This window comes from Acinetobacter rudis (assembly GCF_000829675.1).
In the GTDB taxonomy this organism is placed as follows: domain Bacteria; phylum Pseudomonadota; class Gammaproteobacteria; order Pseudomonadales; family Moraxellaceae; genus Acinetobacter; species Acinetobacter rudis.
In genome coordinates this window covers 73974-93597 of the sequence record NZ_BBRX01000020.1, presented here as the reverse complement: position 1 = coordinate 93597, position 19624 = coordinate 73974, and the positions used below count along the sequence as shown (strand labels likewise).

Here is a 19624-nt window from a genome sequence, read left to right as displayed (position 1 = left end):
ATAAACAACAAGAGAGTTATATATGAGTTATTCATCTCCCGATTTTGAAATCAAAAAATCACGTCAAGGCCCACTGTTGATTGGTGGGTTAGTGGTCATTGCCATTGTTGTTATTGCACTGTTTATCTTTAAAAAAGATGAAAAGGTTGTCACATCCAATGATGTACTGAAAGTTCACTTTGAACCAGCCATGGCAGGTGAAGAACGGATCATCAATTTTGTCAAAGAGCATATTGCACCAGATTACGGTTTAAAAATTGAAGCCGTGGGTTTACAAGATCCTGTTCAGGCGGATCGAGCCGTACAAGATGGTCAATATGCGGCAACGATTTATCAGCATCAGTGGTGGTTAAAGCAAGTTGTGGATGCCAATGATTTTCAACTTACTCCCACGGTTGAAGTATTCCAATGGGCTTTTGGTATTTACTCAGATCGTTATCAGAAGTTTGAAGACCTCCCTCAAGGGGCCACCATTATTATCCCCAATGATGGAGCAAATCAGGGACAAGCACTCTGGCTCTTACAACGCCTAGGGGTGATTGGCTTAAATCCCGATATTGAACCGCGTGTTGCCAAACTTCGCGATATTACGGACAACCCGAAGCAGTTTAAATTCAAAGAACTTGATTTACTTTCATTACCAAGAGTGCTGGATTCTGTCGATGCTGCAATTGGTTACGTCTCTCAATTTGATGCAGGAAAAATATCACGCAGCAAAGGCATTCTATTTCCACCCGCACCTAAAACCTTTGCCTCACGCTTGGTGGTTTCAACCCAGAAATTGAATGACCCACAAATCATCAAACTACAACAAGCTTTTGCCGATCCACGTCTAAACGAGTACCTACGTACTACAAATGATCCGCAAGTAAAAGATGTTTTAACACCAGTTTCAGCTGAATAATTTTTTGAAATAGGAAATAACCATGACCAAGCAAATTCGCTTTAATGCTTTTGAAATGAACTGTGTTGCACACCAATCACCTGGCTTATGGCGTCACCCACGGGATCGTTCATGGCAATATAAAGATATCGAATACTGGACAGATTTAGCACAAATTCTTGAGAAAGGTATTTTTGATGGTATCTTCATCGCCGATGTTCTCGGTACTTATGATGTGTTCCATCAAAATAATACGCATGCCTTACAAGGTGCGGTACAAGTTCCTGTAAATGACCCACTCCAACTCGCGCCCGCAATGGCAGCCGTTACCAAACACCTAGGTTTTGGTATCACAACCTCTATTTCTTTTGAGCATCCTTATCCTTTTGCACGGCGTATCTCTACCCTCGATCATTTAACCAAGGGCCGTGCAGGCTGGAATATTGTGACGTCATACTTATCAAGTGGTGCTAAAAATCTTGGGCAGACCGATCAGCTCTTACATGATGACCGTTATGAAGTTGCAGATGAATATCTGCAAGTCCTTTATAAGCTTTGGCAAGGAAGCTGGGCAGATGATGCTGTTGTCCGTGATCGTCAATCCGGCATATTTACTCACCCTGAAAAAGTCCATCCAATTGAACATGATGGCAAGTACTTCCAAGTGCCTGGGATTCATGTGTGTGAACCATCACCACAGCGCACACCTGTACTTTACCAAGCAGGTGCATCTACTCGCGGCAAACAATTTGCCGCGAAGCATGCTGAATGTATCTTTATTTCTGTCCCATCCAAAGCTTTATTAAAACGTTTTGTCGATGATATCCGTCAACGGCTCATTTCTGAGGGTCGAGATCCAAATAGCGTTTATATCTATACGCTGGTCACCATCGTTACAGGTGCAACTGATCTTGAAGCACAGCGTAAGTTTCAAGAATATCGTCAATATGCCAGTCATGATGGTGCATTAACACTTGTGTCAGGTTGGAGTGGTGTTGACTTTGCACAGTTTGGTAAAGACGATCGGATTCAATATATTAAAACCAATGCGATTCAGTCCTTGCTTGAGTCCTACAGTAGTGCTGACCCAACCCGCTCATGGACTGTAGATGAAGTTGCAGAATGGACCAGTATTGGTGGTAATGGCCCTGTCTTTGTTGGCTCAGCTCAAACTATTGCCAATATTTTGCAGGAGTGGACAGAAGAAACTGGTGTAGACGGTTTTAATCTTGCATATGCAGTAGCACATGAAACTTTTAGTGATGTTGTAGAATACGTCGTTCCCGAACTACAAAAGCGTGGAATCTATCCTAAAGAATATGTAGAAGGTACTTTACGTCATAAGCTGTTCGGACAGGGTGATTATGTCCCAGCATCGCATAATGCAGCCAGCTATCATCGTAAATAAAAATTCACTTACTCCCCCTTTACCAACATAGGGATCTACACATCTTTGTGTAGATCCCTATGGCTTTTAAGTCAGAGAGGATTCAACAATGCAACACTTGTCATTAAGCACGTACATTGGGTTCAAGAAAACCATGCTTGATTAAGCGTGCTCGAATGATATTACGGCTGACACCCAATAGCTTTGCTGTATGTAGCTGGTTTTTATGGCAATATTCATAAGCAGCTTCAGTGATTTCAGCTTCTAAACGTTCATCTAAATCATCAACGCCCTGCTCAAACCAACGCAGTAAAATCTGCTTCAAAGAGTGCCCGTTATCTCCTTGATAAATAGATAAGTCATAATCATTGGACAACAATTTATGTTTAAAGCCCGAAAGCTGAAAATCATAACTTTGAATCACCCCAGTTTTACAGATCAACAATGCATGATGTATGGCATTTTCCAACTCACGAATATTGCCAGGCCAATGATAATCGATTAATAACTGCTGAGCCTCAGCAGATAATCGGGGTGATGGGCGTTTTAAACTTTGCGAGTAATCATCAATAAAATGCTGTGCCAACGGTAAAATATCATCTGTACGTAAACGCAGAGGCAATATACTCAGTGAAGCCACCTTCAAGCGAAAATATAAATCTTCTCGAAAATTGCCTGCGTACACAGCTTCTTCCAAACGAATATTTGTTGCAGCAATAACACGTACATCTATTTTTTTAGTTTGTCTTGAGCCAACTCGAACCACTTCATTTTCTTGTAAAATTCGCAGTAACTTGACCTGAATATTTGGTGAAAGATCACCAATTTCATCGAGAAAAATAGTGCCTCCCTCTGCGGCCTCGAACCAACCGATTTGATTGTTAATTGCGCCAGTAAAAGCGCCTTTTTCATGACCAAATAACTCTGTTTCTGCCAAAGTATCAGATAAAGCACCACAGTTTACCGCGATAAAGGGTTTCTTACTGCGGTGGCTATGTTGATGTATTTGACGTGCAACCAACTCCTTTCCTGTCCCTGTTTCACCAATAATAAGGACACTTGCCTCGCTTGGAGCGATTTGTGCAATATAGGACATGAGACGCTTGGAATTCTGATCTTCGAATACATAAGCACTGGCTTTTACCGTGCGGGCCAATTGACGTGATTCGGGATGTTTAACGATATCCATGACGGTCTCCAATGTCTTACAGGATTGGATAAATGTAATTTGAAGTCTAAAACTTACATTTAATCTCTACAGAAAAATTAAAATTCAGGATGCTTTAGACTGATTTAAGCGAACTAAAAATCAAAAAACATGATGAACAACAAGCTAAATCTAAGTTTTTACGGTAAAAAAAACCAATAACATAAACTGCTATTGTTATTCGCTTTGAGTATTAATTTGCTCAAATCTGTCAAAATTAGCTTTTTATATAACGCCTTGCCAACAAGTGTTGAATCAGCAACAGCAGATCAACATTTCATTGGTTGACACTAAAAATACCAGCAGAGCAAAAAACATATCTTATTGATAATAAACAAAATAATAGTTGGCATATCACTTGCAATATATTCGGCATTAATTTTGAAAGACTAATTTTTATGAATATTTTTTGGTTTCTACCGACCCACGGCGATGGTCACTTTTTAGGAACGAGCGAGAATGCTCGTCCAGTATCATTACAATATCTACGTCAAATTGCACAAGCTGCGGATTATCTTGGCTACTACGGTGTACTTATTCCTACGGGTCGCTCTTGTGAAGACTCATGGGTCGTTGCTTCTGCCTTAGCCCCTTTAACTGAAAAATTACGTTTTCTGGTGGCAATTCGCCCAGGGATCATTTCGCCTACCGTTTCAGCACGTCAAGCAGCAACATTGGATCGTTTATCCAATGGCCGTTTATTAATTAACGTGGTTTCAGGGGGTGATCCCGATGAAAACTATGGTGATGGTTTATTTCTAGATCATACCGAACGTTATGAAGCAGCTGATGAGTTCTTACAGATTTGGCGTGGCGTACTACAGGGAGAAACGGTTAATTTTGAAGGCAAACATTTAAATGTAAAAAATGCCAAAGCCTTATATCCACCTGTACAAAAACCTTATCCCCCGCTGTATTTTGGCGGATCTTCTACTGTCGCCCAAGACTTGGCTGCCAAACAAGTTGATGTCTATTTAACATGGGGTGAGCCACCGGCTGCTGTGGCAGAAAAAATAGCGCAAATTAGAGCGAAAGCAGCACAACAAGGCCGCGAAGTTAAATTTGGTATTCGCTTACATGTCATCGTACGTCGTACCAATGAAGAAGCATGGACTGCTGCGAACCAACTGATTGAACATATCTCAGATGAAACGATTGCCAAGGCGCAACAATCATTTGCACGTTTTGACTCTGTTGGCCAAAAGAGAATGGCTGCATTGCATGGTGGTAAACGAGACCATTTAGAGGTTTCTCCAAACTTGTGGGCTGGAGTAGGTTTAGTCCGTGGTGGTGCAGGTACCGCATTGGTTGGAGATCCTGAAACAGTCGTTGCACGCATCAAGGAATATGCAGATTTAGGGATTGAGAGTTTTATCTTCTCAGGTTATCCACATTTAGAAGAAGCCTATCGCTTTGCTGAATTGGTGTTCCCATTACTGCCTGAACCTTATGCAAGTTATGCACAATTTGGTCAAACCAACTTAACAGGGCCTTTTGGTGAAATGATTGCAAATGATGTTGTTCCACAAAAACTTGCTGGTCAATCTTAATCATCCTAAAACAAAGCTTGCGGTAAGCATGCCGCAAGCAAATGTTTTTCTTTTATCCACTGAGCTCGTTTGAGATACATAGTTTAAAGCGCATCCAAAGCTCATGAGTAGATTTTAAAAATTGAAAATTATAGGACAACATTGTTATGAATGTTTTAAAACAAAGTCATCACATTCGTAGCCTTTCCGATGCGACTACAGTTGCACAGTTGCTCTCACAACAATTTGCCCTGACCGCAATTGAACGTGATCGTGCAGGTGGTACGCCCAAGTATGAACGAGACCTGATTCGTCAAAGTGGCCTATTGTCTCTATCTATCCCAGCTGAATTGGGTGGTTTTTCTGGCCGTTGGCAAGATGTGCTCGATGTCGTCAGAATTTTTGCTCAGGCAGACAGTTCACTTGCTCATGTATTTGCATTTCATCACTTACATCTCGCCACCATTCGCCTTTTTGGCAGCCCGACACAGTGGCACAACTGGTTTAAACTCACTGCAGAAAAATCGTGGTTTTGGGGCAATGCATTGAACCCTCTAGACAAAAGAACCACGGTCAAATACCAAGACCAAGGTTGGTATGAGTTTTCAGGTAAGAAAAGTTTTTGTTCAGGTGCTATTGATTCAGAAATGCTTATCGCATCTGCGGTCGATGAACCCAGTGGGAAGTTACTGATCGCTGCGATACCCACCGCACGATCAGGCATTACGCTCTATCATGACTGGGACAATATTGGACAGCGTCAGACAGATAGTGGCAGCGCGATATTTGAGCGCGTGCGTGTTGAAGAAAAGGATATGCTGCTCAACCCCGGCCCACTGAGTACACCTTTTGCATCACTTCGTCCTCTGATTGCACAGCTTATTTTTATCAATATGTTCTTAGGTATCGCAGAAGGTGCATTTGCAGAAGCAAAACACTATACCCAAAATGAAACTCGGGCTTGGTTTCTATCGGATGTCGAACATGCCAATGAAGATCCCTATACTTTACGTCATTATGGCGAATTTTGGTTACAGCTCGAATCACTGCGATTACTCAATCAACATGCCATTGCGAAATTACAAGCCGCATGGGATATTGGCGAAAGCCTGACAGCAGATCAACGTGGTGAAGTTTCTCTCGCAGTAGCAACAGCAAAAGTGGCAGCAACCCGTACCAGTCTCGATATTACCAGCCGCATTTTTGAAGTCACCGGTGCGCGTGCAACTCATGCTGCTTTACGTTTAGACCGTTTTTGGCGTAATGTTCGAACACAAACTTTACATGATCCAGTGGAATATAAACTTAAAGACTTAGGAGATTGGGCATTAAATGATCGCTATCCCAAGGCATCTTTTTATTCCTAATTCGTCTTGAGGATAGTCATGAATCCTCAAATATTTACCCTCGTTAAACTCAAGATAAATCACCTATTTTGCAAATTAACCAGCTATATTCAGCGTATATCACATCATTTTTTGCGATGGATGATCTCTAGGTGAAGGACCAAATTTAATGCGACACGATATTATTACTCTGCCTGAAATCACCCAACGTAGTCACTCTCATAAAGCGACTGCACAAGTATTTCATGATCCAGAATCTCAAAGGCTACTTGAATATATTCAACAAATCGCACCAAGTGAAGCCAGTGTTTTGATTCATGGTGAAACTGGTACGGGAAAGGAATTAATCGCACGACAAATACATGAGCATAGCCATCGTCGTGACAAACCATTTATTGCCGTAAACTGTGGTGCTTTTTCAGAGACACTTGTTGAAAGTGAGCTTTTTGGTCATGAAAAAGGCGCTTTTACTGGTGCACTTTCAAGCAGTGTAGGGTGGTTTGAAGCTGCAAATGGTGGGACTTTATTACTCGATGAAATTGGTGATTTATCTAAACGAATTCAAGTCAAACTATTACGCGTATTACAAGAGCGTGAAATTGTACGTTTAGGTTCACGTAAAAGTATTTCTGTTGATGTTCGTGTTCTAGCTGCAACTAATGTCAATCTCGAACAGGCCATTTTAGCGGATCAATTTCGTGAAGATTTATATTACCGCTTAAACGTGGTGACATTAAATATTAAGCCACTACGTGAACGTCAAGGCGATATTATACCTTTGGCTCAACACTTCATTGATAAATACCACCAGCAACTGGGCTATGACAAAGCAAAGTTCTCAGCTGCCGCTGAAAAGAAACTGATTGAGTACTGGTGGCCGGGTAATATCCGTGAACTGGAAAATATGATTCACCATGCCCTACTCATTTGCCAAAACAATGTGATAGAGCCTGAAGATTTATCTTTATTAAAATCGCCGACTCAGAGCCAACAGATTGAAAAAATAGCAGCAGAGCCAGTGATTGATCCAAAACTCAAAGAAGTATTTCATGCTTTGTTTCAACAAAATGAGGGTGCGGTTCATGCAAAATTTGAAGAGCAGCTTTTACGTATCGCCTATAATTATTGCCATCAAAATCAAGTGAAAACAGCACGGCTTCTCGGTTTAAGTCGCAATATTGTTCGTGCAAGATTAATAGAGTTGGGTGAACTGGTAGTCAGTAAACGCGGCGAGTAATGTACTTTTTAAGAGTTAAAATAAAATGCCTATTCAACGAATAGGCATTTTCAAGCAGCGTTCTAAAAATTCAGTTTTAATTCATCCTTTCTCTTTCACACCAGCACCGATTTGCCAAACAAAAATCGGTTCTTTTGCATTTACTTCCCAATCACCAATGATTTTTTCTTTATAAATTATTGGGTTATGCGATGAAATGACCCGTGCATTTCGCCAGAAACGATCAAGTGATTTTTTGCTGCTCGCAGCAGAAGCACCCAGTGTATCAAAGAGTTTGCTGGTCAACTCAAGGACTAAGTCAGATATAACCACTTGGCCTTGTGCTGACTCAATTTCTGCCACAATATTGGCTTGTTTTTCCCGTTCTTCATCTTGAGCAAAATGTGCCTGATACGCTTGCTGTGAAGCTCGAGCAGCCTGAAGTGTAATTGCTTCTGCAGCATAGGCCTGTGCTGATGCTTTCCCAATCACTTGTAAGACTTGTACATCCTGATCGGTTCGCTCTCCATTACCATGACTAAATACACGAGTACGTTGACGTACTTGTTGTTTAAACTCATCAACGGCTGCATAAGCAATGCCAGACAACGCAGCTAAATGAAATAACTGATAAAAAGCAGTTTGGTATTTGAAACGACTATCGAATGGAATTAACTCATCGACTTCGGCATTGACTAATGTGGTTGTACCACTGCCGGTCATACGCTGTCCAAAACCATCCCAGTCATCATCAATTTTAACACCGTCCTGTGCAGTACGCGTGGCAGCAATAACAGACTCACCTGTTTTTGTAACTTGTGCATAAAGATCTAACCATTCGGCAAAAATACTTCCTGTCGTATAGTATTTTTTGCCATCTACTCGCCACTGACCTTCTCGCCCTGTGACCTGAGTGATGACCTCACCGATTTTCACCGCACCAATTTCAGTCCAAGCATTTCCAACGATTTCTCCAGCAACAAAACGTTTAAACCAGTGACTTTGATCACTATCACGATGTGCATTCAAACGATCTTCAACAAATGCAAAATGCCCGCGCAATGCTTGTGTCAAATTTGAGTCTGCTTTGGATAACTCAATAAGTAATTGAAAAAGTTGTGTTAAAGATGCTCCATCCCCACCCTGCTCAACAGGGACACGTACTGCGGTAAAACCGACTTGTTTTAACCATTGAATCTGTTCAAATGGCAAAATACGTTGTTGTTCACGCTGCAGTGTACCTGCTGCTATTTTTTCAAAGACTGGACGATATTTGTTGATCAGGACCTTATCGTCTGCACTCTGCGTTGCAGTTGAAATATCATGTAAACTACCCATTTTTCATTTCCTTTTTACCATCATGTAGGCTAAAAATCGCCTTAATCGAGATGATGATGTGATTGCGATGCTGATCAGCCTGCCCGAAGTTCTATTGTTTTTTGCGTTTCTAACTCACGCACCAATGGCACTACTTTTTCACCGAAATATTCAACCTCTTCAATGAAGTGTAGGAAACCCGCCAATATCAGATCGACACCGACCTGTTTCAATGCCACGATGCGTTCTGCAACTTGTTGTGGAGTACCAATTAAATTCGTTTTAAAGCCATCGTTGTATTGCACTAAATCTTCAAATGTTGATTTTGCCCAATTTCCTTCACCCTCAGGACTTGCAGCACCTGCTTGACGGGTTGCATCGCCAAAGGCATTTACAGCTTCAGGATTGGCATGATCAATAATTTCTTGTAAAACTGCCTGAGCCTCCTCTTCAGTATCTCGGACAATGACAAAGGCATTTACTCCAATCTTGACTTGATGATTATTGGCCTTAGCTTTTTCACGAATATCAATAACTTGCTCTTTGATCCCCTCAAGATTATTGCCATTGGTTAAGTACCAGTCAGAAACACGAGATGCCATATCACGAGCAGCACGAGAACTCCCCCCTTGGAAAACCTCAATATGTGGCTGTTGTAATGGCTTCGGTTTTAAGGTGTAATCTTTAAATTGATAATATTTACCATCAAAATTGAAATGATCTTGCGACCAGATCCCTTTTAGGCTTCGAATAAACTCTTCAGAACGTACATAACGCTCATCATGCTCAGGCCATGCTTCACCAATCGCATCGAACTCACCTTTAAACCAGCCACTCACAATATTCACTGCAACGCGGCCATTGGTCAGTTGATCAATAGTGGCCAATTGTTTGGCGGCCAAAGCAGGTTTCCAAGGTCCGGGTAAAATTGCTGCAATAACTTTCAATTTCTCAGTGGCTGCTAAAATGGCGTGACTAAAAGACACCGACTCATGTTGATACTCGGCCCCATAACCTGCGGTAAAACGAATTTGCGACAACGCATAATCAAAGCCATTTTTTTCAGCTGCCTGAGCCAAACGGCGGTTATAATCAATCCCCCAATCTGTGCGCTGCTCAATATTGCTCACCACGAGACCACCACTGACATTGGGGACCCAATACGCAAAGCGGATCTCTTCAGTATTGCTGTTATTGTTTTCTGGCATGATAAAACTCCATATTTCTAAATGTAGGGATCTAGATGGAACAACTGTGTGAATTCAGCACAATAGGGACATTGATCGCTTTATCCTGCTTGGGCGAGTAGAGCCAAACTTTCAACATGTTTAAAAAAAACTTGCTGTGATGGCGTCGCAATGATTTGGTTAATCTTGATCTCTTTCTCAATCAGTTCTGTTGCACCGCTTTGCAATTTACTGGCAAACAAAAACTGTGGTACGGCACGAGTTGCAGCTAAGTGAATACGTTCAAGTAGTAATTCATTGGTCACGCGATAGTTTTCAAAATCTTTGTCAGTTGCAAATACGCCAATAGGTAAAGTTTGTGCTTGGAAAAAACTAAACAATGGACGGAATTGATGATCAATTGCCAAAGCATGGCGCTCACTACCACCTGTTGCCGCAAGCAAAACAGGTTTATCAACCAATGCAAACTGATCGATATAATCGAATAAATGCTTAAATAAACCTGTATAAGAAGCGCGATAAATTGGACTTGCTACAAGTAATGCATCTGCTGCTTCAATTTGATTTAAGGCATGCTGTACTTCAGGTGCAAGTAAATCACGGCGTGCTGCACCATTGAGTAAATGCCCGATTTCACTTAATTTCACATATTCCACTTCAAGCTGAATGTGTTGTTGTAGCCCAGACACAATGGCATCGATTAAGCTTTCAGTTTTAGAAGGTGTATTCGGGGCACCAGATACTGCAACAAGTTTTAAAGGGCGAATCGTAGATGTAGAACTCATAATAAATAACCTTTTTTTAAATAGCCTCGCTTTTCAATTCACTGACTATTTCTGTTTATGTGTATCTCTCTATACGCTAAAACCATGCCAACTTTTTTATTTATAATTTTCAATAACTTATATTTTTACAATAATTTTATTTTCTCAGAATTGCGACCGTGTTGTTGATATAGTGTTGCTTAAACAACACTAAAATTTTAAATATCATTGAAGCTGTGGCATCGATATGTTGAAGAAAAAACTATGTGCACTGTTTAAAGTGTTCGTGGTGGCATACATGAATAAAATTGATTGAATATCCAGAATCAGCCCTATCTCAAGAAAACAATCATTGTACTATTATGAGTAAATACAGCGTTTTTTAGCATCCATTTCTAAGTAGTTCTCGTCATATTCATTCCAATGTCCGAATGCTAATTTTAAATTGCCACTTTGGAGGCGAGAGTAAGCTGAATGGTATTGATCAGTCTGACCGTAAAAATAACAATCGTTGGCTTGCTACAGCATCTACTTGGGTCGCACCAAGACTAAATATTCAGCTACAGTATGGCCAAGATATAGAGACCCAAAATGGCTTTAAACAAGGTGATCGTATCAATCTTCGATTAGCCAAAGTGTTCTAATCTATATCGCTTGAACACTCCACTGTTCAAGCACCCACTTAAGTTAAGAAGGCTTTTCAAATGACAAAAGATCTGATTTTAAAATCAGATCTTTTGCTCAATCAGTTTATCTACTTTTTTCTAAAGCTGTAGCAACTTCAGTCAAAGGCTGGGCCCGATCCCCTCGGGTAATCAGTGCACCAAAGATCACTGCAAATACATACATAAATATCGAATATACCGCAGCAGGTATGGCGATAGTAGCATTGGCCATAATTGTTAATGCGATGGTCATGGCCAAGGTACTATTATGAATTCCAATCTCAAAAGCACAGGCTCGTGCTTGAAAAGAGTTAATCCCAACCATACGCGGTACAAAATACCCAACCAGCAAACTTAATGCGCAGAACAATGCCGTCGCTAAACCAATTTGTGCAAAATATGCAATAAGGTCATGGCGTGCTTTAAAGATAGCAGCAAAAATAATTACCACTAAAAACACCAAAGCAAAAATACGTACTGGCCGATCTAATTTATCTGCAAGACTAGATTTATAATGACGTATTAACATCCCTACTGCTACGGGGATTAATATAATCACAAATAACTGTAAAATTTTCGCAAACTGCATGCCCAACTGCTGGCCATTATCCATAAAATAGACCAAAGCGAAGTTGACGACAAAAGGTAAAAAGAATGCAGCAATTACGGCATTGATTGCCGTCAAGGTGATGTTTAAGGCGATATCGCCTTTATATAAATAACTAAATAAACTTGCAGTCGCTCCGCCTGGTGAAGCAGCGAGCAACATCAAACCAACAGCAAGTAAGGGCGGGAGCTTGAGTACTTTACAGATCACAAAAGCGATACCCACCAAAAGCACCAATTGGCAAAATAAAGCAACCAGCACTGCTTTGGGATGTTTACTGACTCGCGCAAAATCTTGTACTGTTAATTTCAATCCCATCCCTGCCATAACAACAGCCAAAGCAATGGGCAACAAAATTGTGATTATCCCTGAATCCATGATTATTCCTTTAGGTGGTTTATTTTATTATTGTCGGATATACCAACGACTACTTTTTAATCACCCTTACTTTGGCATTAGTTGAACTGAAGCAAAAGTAAATTCATTGGACTGCATCGTTCAAAATCAATAACTTCTATTTATTTTTTATAATTAAAACTGAACTTTCACAACCAAGACAGGGGTCATAGCAATTTATTGGTCAGTACGTTCAAACACAAACTTATAATGTACTAAAAATATTCTTTAAAATACGACAAAACCATTTGCGTGCTTCAACATCATCTCTGTGTTTATACCAATTTACACTGACATGAAAAGGTTGTACCTCGAAGGGTAATTTAAAAATATTCACATCTGTATTATGTTGATAAACCTTAGCTGCACGTGAAGGTAGGGTCACGAGCAGGTCAGTATTCTTCACAATATTTTCTAAAACACTAAAATGAGGAACCTCTAACATCACCTCACGGTGATATCCTAGTTCTTTAACTTTCTGATCAATTTCAACATGCCCTGTCGATGATTTAATCGCGATATGCTTTTCACCCAAATACTGCGCCAAGGTTAAATCACCTTGAATCCGTGCATGATTTTTATTTGCAATACAAACATAATGCTCTTCAAATAAATTACGCGATTCGATTTTAGGCATAATCGTATAAGTACTATTAAAAACAGCCACATCAATAAAGCCTTCGACCAACCACTCTTCTACTTTGTCGCATTGAATTTCTTCAATCTCTAATTTTATATTTGGTGCATATGCAATTAAATACTGCATTAATGAAGGTAATAAACAGATTTCTCCTAAATCAGATACACCCAATCTAAATGTCTTATTTGATGTTTTTGGATCAAAATTCTTTGCAGCATCGATCGCTAAATCAATTTTAACAATGGCATCATAAAAATCTGGATACAAGTCTTGAGCAAGCTTTGTCGGCTTTACTCCAAATTTATCACGCTCAAAAAGAGGATCATTGAGAATTTTGCGTAATCGATTTAAGTTATATGTCACTGATGGCTGACTCAGATTTAAACGCTCTGCTGCATGGCTGATATTTTTAGTTTGATAAATAATAATAAAGACTTTAATTAAACTTAGATCGATCATTTTCTTCCTTGAAAATTACTGAGAGAAAGAGATATTTTTCTTTCTCTCTATTCTACTTAATTAATAGCTGGCTTTATTGTCTTTAAATACCTTAATCGTTTGACGTTGATTTCGTACATGAATCGCGATCACACAAACCACAGCAATCGCACAAGGAATGGATAAAGCAATAAAATTATACTGTACAGGGAGTTTCAAACTCAGTAACCAACCGCATAAGATAGGACCGAGTATTGCACCTAAACGCCCTACCCCCAAAGCCATCCCTAAACCTGTTGCACGAATATTAGAAGCATAATATTGAGACATATAAGCCAATAATAAAATCTGTCCACCAATCGAGGCGGCTCCCGCGACTGCAACACATAAGTATAAGATAAAGGTCGGTAGACTATAACTCAGTAGGAATAAAGAAATAGCACCACTGATAAATAAAATACCCAAGATCTTTGGCAAACTAAATTTATCTGCAAAGAATCCTCCAAAAATTGCCCCAAGCATACCACCGATATTGAGTGCAAATAAGAAGACTAAACTTGTCGATAAATCATAACCCGCCTCAATCATCAGTTTAGGTAACCAATTACCTAAAGCGTAGACTAAAACAAGTGCCATAAATACACTTGCCCAGAAGAGTAATGTGGTTAGCCCTCGATTTTCTGAAAATAAATCTTTTAAGGGTGATTGAGAAGCCTGCTGATTTTCCTGATGTAAATGTACTTGAGTGTTTGCCTGAATTTCAATTGTAGAATCAATTTGCTTCAAAATATTTAAGGCTTGATCGTGTTTGTTTTGACGAACTAAATAGTCAATCGACTCAGGAAGTAATTTCCAAATTACAGGCAGCAGTAATAATGGAATCCCTCCTAAAATGAACATAATTTTCCACCCATACAATGGTACCAACCACATACCGAGTAAGGCAGAACACATCCCTCCTACAGCATAACCACTGAACATTAAGGAGACTAATGTAGATCGCAACTTCTTTGGCGCATACTCTGTCATTAGAGTAATGACATTCGGCATTACACCGCCTAAGCCTAAACCTGCAATAAATCGCAAGACACCAAACTCTTGTGGTGAATTTGCATAACCACATAGCACCGTGCCACCACTAAAAATTACGATACATACTGCGATAATTTTTTTTCGGCTAAAACCGTACTTTTCTAATTTATCGCTCAAGCTACCAAAAATAATGGCGCCAAACATCATGCCAAATAACGCCAAACTCCCCAACAAACCTGCTGTCATTGGATCAATTTGCCACTCTTGCATAAGTTTAGGTAAAGCTACGCCATAGATAACTAAATCATATCCATCAAAGATGATAATCAACGCACTTAATAATATGACTCGCCAATGAATACCTTTTAATTTGGCATGGTCGATAATTTCATTTGCATTTAATGTGTTCATAAAGACTTCCCTAGTCAATGAAACATGAAATATAGAGGCATACAGATGACTGAGTTCAACTCAGCAATCTGCAAACTCCTCCTTAATCACTTGAGTTAATAAGGTCTTCGCAGTTTGAACATCCTGTTCTAATTGATGCTGCCATAACCAGTCAAAACGATGCGTTAAATGCTCCCCAATTTCTGAGAAGTGAGTGTACTGCTTAGAATACAACTCATAAATTTCACCTGATTCACGTGAGGTATTTTGAGTTTTAATCGCCCGTTCTTTTCTGAGTTTTTCATAGATTTCTGAAATATGTGGTAACTGCTCCGAAGAAAGACCAGCAACTGTAAACAGTTGTGCCAAGATCAAAGCATCTTCCAAACCTTGTCCTGCACCAGCGCCTTGATGCGGTAACATCGCATGTGCGGCATCTCCAATGAGGACAACATTTTTAAATCTGTTCTGATAAGTTTCTAAAGGTTCAATCTCATGCAATGCCCAAATCGTTGGCTCATCAATCAGATTTAATAAAGCTTGCGTACTCTCGCTCCAATCAGAAAAATCAGCCAGCATTTCAGCTTTGGTTGTTGGCATCGTCCAAGGTGTATTTTCCTCAAGCACCGTTTGATTACGATCAGATTTAAACGCAACAATATTAATTTCTTCACCCTTGCGAATTGGGAAGGTTAAAATATGTTTGTCTTTTCCCAAAAGCATTTGAGGTACATCAGCCAGTTCTGAGTCATGGCCTAACGCTGTAATGGCATGTTTGAAATCTGCATATTTAATTATGCCACGATAAGCCCAAGTACCAGAAAATTGGGGTTTTACTGCTGCTAAATCATGAGATGCTAATACATGATTACGTACTTTAGAGTGAATACCATCTGCGCCAATAACATAATCACATTCAAAGATCTCAGCATCCTCAAATACTATTTTGACTTGTCCATGCGTTGCTGTAACTTGCTGAACGCGTTTATTAAAATAAACATGTCTGTGATCTACCAAAGGGATTAAAGCATCTAAAAAATCAGCACGGTGTACAGAAGACTGTCCGACCGACTCAGCAAGTGAAGCAGAAAGATATTCATCAGTATAACCATTACGCCATTGGAACCAGATATCTTGATAAGGTGCTTTTACCGTATCTGCGATTTCTTCATATTGCTGACCTAGCCCTAATAAATGAATGGCTTTCACAGCATTGGCACCAAAAGAAATCCCTGCTCCAATTTCTGAAAACTGTGGTGCAGACTCAAATAAATATAAATCTATATTTTTATTTTTAGCCAAATTGGTGGCCAAGGCTAAACCTGCAATCCCACCACCAACAATCGCAACTTTAATTTTTCGATCCATGATTCTATCCTGAGTTAAATCCTATGGATTACATCATTCATGATCTCTAGGAATTAATCCAATTTATATTTTTTGCAATAAACCATCTAAAAAATTGATAGTTAAACGATCCAAATAACCCGCTTGCTTTTATTTATCCCTGACATTGATTTAAATTTATTCAATCAAATCATCTCACTATAAAAAAATCTTGACCGTTAATTTTGATACTGTATTATAGGCCGCATGCGGGAATAGCTCAGTTGGTAGAGCATAACCTTGCCAAGGTTGGGGTCGGGAGTTCGAGTCTCCTTTCCCGCTCCAGATTCAAAAAAAGCCTCAAGTGAAAACTTGGGGCTTTTTTATGTTGAATATAAAATTCATTATGCAAGACTCAAATTATTTCATTGATTATTTTTAAGATTTTATCGCAATAAAAACAATAAACTGAAGCCCATGACACTCCATCAGCCTCAGTTGAAGCACAGCTAAAATTAAAATTTAAACTCTAAACCAGCCTGAAAAGTTCGCCCACGCCCCAAAGTACTGCTTTGGATATCGCCATAATTGACCACATATGCACGATCTGCAAGATTCTCAATTGAACCACGTAAGGTAAACTGATCATTTATCTTATAATTTGCATAGACATCATAAAGTGTATATTTTGGCCAATCTGCCAAATAGGGGAAATTACTTGGTGTTGAATAATCTTGATAACCTGGATTAAAGCGAACGATTACCCCTGCATCCAATTGATGATCAAAGGCACGACCACCTAATGTGAGTGACCCTCGATCACCTGGTAAAAAGGCAGAGGCATTAAAAATAGTGCCATCGTTACAACGTCTAGAGCTATTCCAATCATCTGCTGGCACTTGATAATAATTACCACTGGTTCCGCCCACATAGGTCACATCGCCTAACCAAGCACTATTGGTACAATAGTCATTTTTACCAATCATTCGGGTATAAGTCATATCGACATAAAACCAGTCCGCATCATAATTGAGTTGATATTCGATCCCTCGAAATTTACTTTTGGATTGGTTATTGACGTAAGCAGCATTACCAATACTCGGTGAGAAAATACCTGGCTTTACACGTGCAATATGCAGGTTAATATAATCATCTACTTGAGTATCAAAATAAGCGACTTTGGCAAAGAAACGGTCGTTATCAAAAATAAAATCAGTTTGTTGAATATTAAAACCAGCCTCCCATGCCTTGGTTGATTCAGGTTTTAAAAAGGGATTGGGATATTGTGTTGAAGTGCTATGTGCACTGCCATAAGTTAATGTTTCAGTAATCGCAGGTGGACGCCATGCCTGACCATAATTGGCAAAGAGTTCTAGCCATTCAAGCCCAGGTTTAACCGCAATCGCGAAAGTTGGAGATAGCTTGCCCGCCTCATCATTAACATGCCACTCTTGATATTCTCGAATTGTTCCATTACACCCCCGTATACGTGCCGCTGTACAGGGATTTTCTTTGGTATAAGGGAAATGTACGACATCAAAACCAGTACTCCCTCGTAACCGATAACGGTCATAACGTACACCGCCCTGTAGTTTTAACCAATCATCATAATCCCATGTGAAATTACCAAATAAGCTCGATAAACTTCGGTTTCCAGCTGGGGTTACACCCACCATGACCTCACGATCGGAACGACTGGTGCCTTTGTCATAAAATATATCTACACCATAGTTCAGCCTAAGATTACTGCGATCACCTGTATTAAAATCGGTATTATTTTCAGCTTGCAAGCCATAGGTTCGCATACGGGTCGTGGCCCAATATCCATTGGTTTTTAAAGTATTGGTTGGATAGGTATCGGTATAGTCTTCTGTATCGACATAATACAGTTTAGTTTTCAGATCAATCCAAGAGAGATTTTCTGGCTTAAATTGATAATCGATTGCCATACTTTGTGAATCAATTTGACTAAACCCTGTGCGCGTCCAGCCCAAATAATAATCGCTATAATCATTTGGATTATGAATATCTTTTAAGGCGCTTGCATTGGGTGTGGAAGTTTCATTTTTGATATAACTCAGCTTCAAGCGCTGTGCATCATCTATATGCCAATCGATCTTGCCTAAATAGGAACGCATTTTATAATTGGTATCAGTCACTTTACTTTGCTTGATCTGATCAAGAAATTGATCATAGTGACCAGTATCATTATTAACTCGGATATTACCAAACTCTCCTTTGGTCCCTGGACTGTAGTCACCCAGTTGCCGATCACTCATCGCAAAAAGTACATCCACATCTTGATAACGACCAGCCAATATTGCACTTCCAATAAATTTAGTCGCATTACTCCCCGCACTTAAATGTAACTTACCCCCAAAGTTTTTATCATCAGTTAAATAATCTTCAGGACTTACCGTATTAAACGTTGAAATCCCACCGAAAGCACCCGCTCCCCCTATGCCGCTGGTTGCACCTTTATCAATACGAACACTCGATATTAACTCAGAGTCAATATACATTTGGCCATTACGTTGACCATGACCACTCTTTTGAAAATTCTGCCGCATCCCATCGATATTCATATTTACTCGGCCATAATCCTGAATACCACGAATGTTGACTGATAATGCAGGGTCTTGTTGACTCACTGTTGAATATACCCCTGAGGTCTGCTCTAACATGTCGGCAGCATGTCGTGTTGGTCGATTTTCCAACTGAGCCTTAGAAATAATACTCACCGATCTCGGTTGATCATAAACAGAGGGGTCAGCCTCTGCATAGGCAACAATTGGTGCCAGTTGCAAGCGATTTGACGTCTGCATTGGCTCGATCACCGTCGCTTGATTTAAATGCCCTGTATCGTTCGCTGGTACAGTTGCTGTTTTATTTTCATTGTGATTTTTTTTTCGAATAATATAAATATCACCATGTTGTTCTACCTGTAAGTCAGTACCCTTTAATAATTGTTTTAATCCTGATGTTAAGCTCAGTTTCCCTGTGAGTGCTGCTGCATTTTTATTTTCGAGCAATTCACTTGCATATAGAATTTGCACATTGGCTTGATGAGCCAATTGCTCAACGGACAGATGCAAAGGCTGCGCAGCCAAATTAAAGTTCAATACCTTATCGTCAGCATATAAAACATGTGAATATAAAAGCGTTGCTAACACTACGCTAAGCTTTCTTAACTTCCACATTTTTTGGGTGTTTTTTTCACCCCGTTGTGCTGAATAATGACGCATACCTTGGCTCCTACATCGGAATATTTAAGCTGTATACCTAAGTAGCCGT

At 39.8% G+C, this 19624-nt stretch carries 15 protein-coding genes and 1 tRNA gene; 7 read left to right on the top strand and 9 right to left on the bottom strand.

From position 1 onward, the window contains the following. Nucleotides 1-22 precede the first annotated feature (22 nt). Together Aru01_RS04870 and Aru01_RS04865 are read left to right on the top strand one after the other, a co-directional pair. Complete coding sequence (locus Aru01_RS04870) at nucleotides 23-904, top strand: MetQ/NlpA family ABC transporter substrate-binding protein (protein ID WP_016657869.1); 882 nt, start codon at nucleotides 23-25, stop codon at nucleotides 902-904. A 22-nt stretch (nucleotides 905-926) separates the two neighbouring features. After that, nucleotides 927-2291 (top strand): LLM class flavin-dependent oxidoreductase, encoded by a 1365-nt coding sequence (locus Aru01_RS04865; RefSeq protein WP_016657870.1) that lies wholly within the window; start codon nucleotides 927-929, stop codon nucleotides 2289-2291. Nucleotides 2292-2394: 103 nt separating this feature from the next. On the opposite strand, the gene Aru01_RS04860 is transcribed toward Aru01_RS04865, so the two are convergent. Further along, complete coding sequence (locus Aru01_RS04860) at nucleotides 2395-3459, bottom strand: sigma-54 interaction domain-containing protein (RefSeq protein ID WP_016657871.1); 1065 nt, start codon at nucleotides 3457-3459, stop codon at nucleotides 2395-2397. Between the two features lie 416 nt (nucleotides 3460-3875). On the opposite strand from Aru01_RS04860, the gene ssuD reads away from it, so the two are divergent. The 3 genes from ssuD to Aru01_RS04845 all read left to right on the top strand — a co-directional run bounded on the left by ssuD (nucleotide 3876) and on the right by Aru01_RS04845 (nucleotide 7589). Further along, nucleotides 3876-5027: an FMNH2-dependent alkanesulfonate monooxygenase gene (gene ssuD, locus Aru01_RS04855; protein WP_016657872.1), complete on the top strand. Its 1152-nt coding sequence runs from the start codon at nucleotides 3876-3878 to the stop codon at nucleotides 5025-5027. 146 nt (nucleotides 5028-5173) lie between these two features. Beyond that, nucleotides 5174-6373, top strand: a complete 1200-nt coding sequence (locus Aru01_RS04850; protein ID WP_016657873.1) for an acyl-CoA dehydrogenase family protein — start codon at nucleotides 5174-5176, stop codon at nucleotides 6371-6373. A 148-nt stretch (nucleotides 6374-6521) separates the two neighbouring features. Then, the gene (locus Aru01_RS04845; RefSeq protein ID WP_016657874.1) at nucleotides 6522-7589 is read left to right on the top strand and encodes a sigma-54 interaction domain-containing protein; all 1068 of its coding nucleotides are present in this window, start codon (nucleotides 6522-6524) and stop codon (nucleotides 7587-7589) included. Nucleotides 7590-7670: 81 nt separating this feature from the next. Here Aru01_RS04845 and Aru01_RS04840 read toward each other — a convergent pair whose 3' ends face one another. From Aru01_RS04840 to msuE, 3 genes are all read right to left on the bottom strand, one after another. Beyond that, entirely contained in the window at nucleotides 7671-8906 is a 1236-nt protein-coding gene (locus tag Aru01_RS04840; RefSeq protein WP_016657875.1) for an acyl-CoA dehydrogenase family protein, read from the bottom strand. Between the two features lie 74 nt (nucleotides 8907-8980). Next, nucleotides 8981-10093, bottom strand: a complete 1113-nt coding sequence (sfnG, locus tag Aru01_RS04835) for a dimethylsulfone monooxygenase SfnG (RefSeq protein WP_016657876.1) — start codon at nucleotides 10091-10093, stop codon at nucleotides 8981-8983. Nucleotides 10094-10173: 80 nt separating this feature from the next. Further along, a complete protein-coding gene (gene msuE / locus Aru01_RS04830; protein ID WP_016657877.1) occupies nucleotides 10174-10857 on the bottom strand; it encodes an FMN reductase in 684 nt (227 codons plus the stop codon). A 410-nt stretch (nucleotides 10858-11267) separates the two neighbouring features. Between msuE and Aru01_RS04825 the strand changes: the two genes are divergently transcribed. Beyond that, nucleotides 11268-11480, top strand: coding sequence for a hypothetical protein (locus Aru01_RS04825; protein ID WP_016657878.1), 213 nt, complete (start codon nucleotides 11268-11270; stop codon nucleotides 11478-11480). Between the two features lie 106 nt (nucleotides 11481-11586). On the opposite strand, the gene Aru01_RS04820 is transcribed toward Aru01_RS04825, so the two are convergent. From Aru01_RS04820 to salA, 4 genes are all read right to left on the bottom strand, one after another. Continuing rightward, the gene (locus Aru01_RS04820; RefSeq protein ID WP_016657879.1) at nucleotides 11587-12486 is read right to left on the bottom strand and encodes a bile acid:sodium symporter family protein; all 900 of its coding nucleotides are present in this window, start codon (nucleotides 12484-12486) and stop codon (nucleotides 11587-11589) included. Nucleotides 12487-12709: 223 nt separating this feature from the next. Next, nucleotides 12710-13603: a LysR family transcriptional regulator gene (locus Aru01_RS04815; protein ID WP_016657880.1), complete on the bottom strand. Its 894-nt coding sequence runs from the start codon at nucleotides 13601-13603 to the stop codon at nucleotides 12710-12712. A gap of 60 nt (nucleotides 13604-13663) precedes the next feature. Next, nucleotides 13664-15025 (bottom strand): MFS transporter, encoded by a 1362-nt coding sequence (locus Aru01_RS04810; RefSeq protein WP_016657881.1) that lies wholly within the window; start codon nucleotides 15023-15025, stop codon nucleotides 13664-13666. A 60-nt stretch (nucleotides 15026-15085) separates the two neighbouring features. Beyond that, nucleotides 15086-16372, bottom strand: a complete 1287-nt coding sequence (gene salA / locus Aru01_RS04805) for a salicylate 1-monooxygenase (protein WP_016657882.1) — start codon at nucleotides 16370-16372, stop codon at nucleotides 15086-15088. A 227-nt stretch (nucleotides 16373-16599) separates the two neighbouring features. On the opposite strand from salA, the gene Aru01_RS04800 reads away from it, so the two are divergent. Then, nucleotides 16600-16675: transfer RNA gene (locus Aru01_RS04800), tRNA-Gly, on the top strand. A gap of 170 nt (nucleotides 16676-16845) precedes the next feature. Here Aru01_RS04800 and Aru01_RS04795 read toward each other — a convergent pair. After that, nucleotides 16846-19575: a TonB-dependent receptor gene (locus tag Aru01_RS04795; protein WP_016657883.1), complete on the bottom strand. Its 2730-nt coding sequence runs from the start codon at nucleotides 19573-19575 to the stop codon at nucleotides 16846-16848. Nucleotides 19576-19624: the final 49 nt, after the last annotated feature.

What these genes read in the sequence shown, in the direction of transcription:
- Aru01_RS04870 (WP_016657869.1), top strand. Translation starts at nt 23, where the DNA reads ATGAGTTATTCATCTCCCGATTTTGAAATCAAAAAATCACGTCAAGGC.
- Aru01_RS04865 (WP_016657870.1), top strand. Translation starts at nt 927, where the DNA reads ATGACCAAGCAAATTCGCTTTAATGCTTTTGAAATGAACTGTGTTGCA.
- Aru01_RS04860 (WP_016657871.1), bottom strand. Translation starts at nt 3,459, where the DNA reads ATGGATATCGTTAAACATCCCGAATCACGTCAATTGGCCCGCACGGTA.
- ssuD (WP_016657872.1), top strand. Translation starts at nt 3,876, where the DNA reads ATGAATATTTTTTGGTTTCTACCGACCCACGGCGATGGTCACTTTTTA.
- Aru01_RS04850 (WP_016657873.1), top strand. Translation starts at nt 5,174, where the DNA reads ATGAATGTTTTAAAACAAAGTCATCACATTCGTAGCCTTTCCGATGCG.
- Aru01_RS04845 (WP_016657874.1), top strand. Translation starts at nt 6,522, where the DNA reads ATGCGACACGATATTATTACTCTGCCTGAAATCACCCAACGTAGTCAC.
- Aru01_RS04840 (WP_016657875.1), bottom strand. Translation starts at nt 8,906, where the DNA reads ATGGGTAGTTTACATGATATTTCAACTGCAACGCAGAGTGCAGACGAT.
- sfnG (WP_016657876.1), bottom strand. Translation starts at nt 10,093, where the DNA reads ATGCCAGAAAACAATAACAGCAATACTGAAGAGATCCGCTTTGCGTAT.
- msuE (WP_016657877.1), bottom strand. Translation starts at nt 10,857, where the DNA reads ATGAGTTCTACATCTACGATTCGCCCTTTAAAACTTGTTGCAGTATCT.
- Aru01_RS04825 (WP_016657878.1), top strand. Translation starts at nt 11,268, where the DNA reads ATGCTAATTTTAAATTGCCACTTTGGAGGCGAGAGTAAGCTGAATGGT.
- Aru01_RS04820 (WP_016657879.1), bottom strand. Translation starts at nt 12,486, where the DNA reads ATGGATTCAGGGATAATCACAATTTTGTTGCCCATTGCTTTGGCTGTT.
- Aru01_RS04815 (WP_016657880.1), bottom strand. Translation starts at nt 13,603, where the DNA reads ATGATCGATCTAAGTTTAATTAAAGTCTTTATTATTATTTATCAAACT.
- Aru01_RS04810 (WP_016657881.1), bottom strand. Translation starts at nt 15,025, where the DNA reads ATGAACACATTAAATGCAAATGAAATTATCGACCATGCCAAATTAAAA.
- salA (WP_016657882.1), bottom strand. Translation starts at nt 16,372, where the DNA reads ATGGATCGAAAAATTAAAGTTGCGATTGTTGGTGGTGGGATTGCAGGT.
- Aru01_RS04795 (WP_016657883.1), bottom strand. Translation starts at nt 19,575, where the DNA reads ATGCGTCATTATTCAGCACAACGGGGTGAAAAAAACACCCAAAAAATG.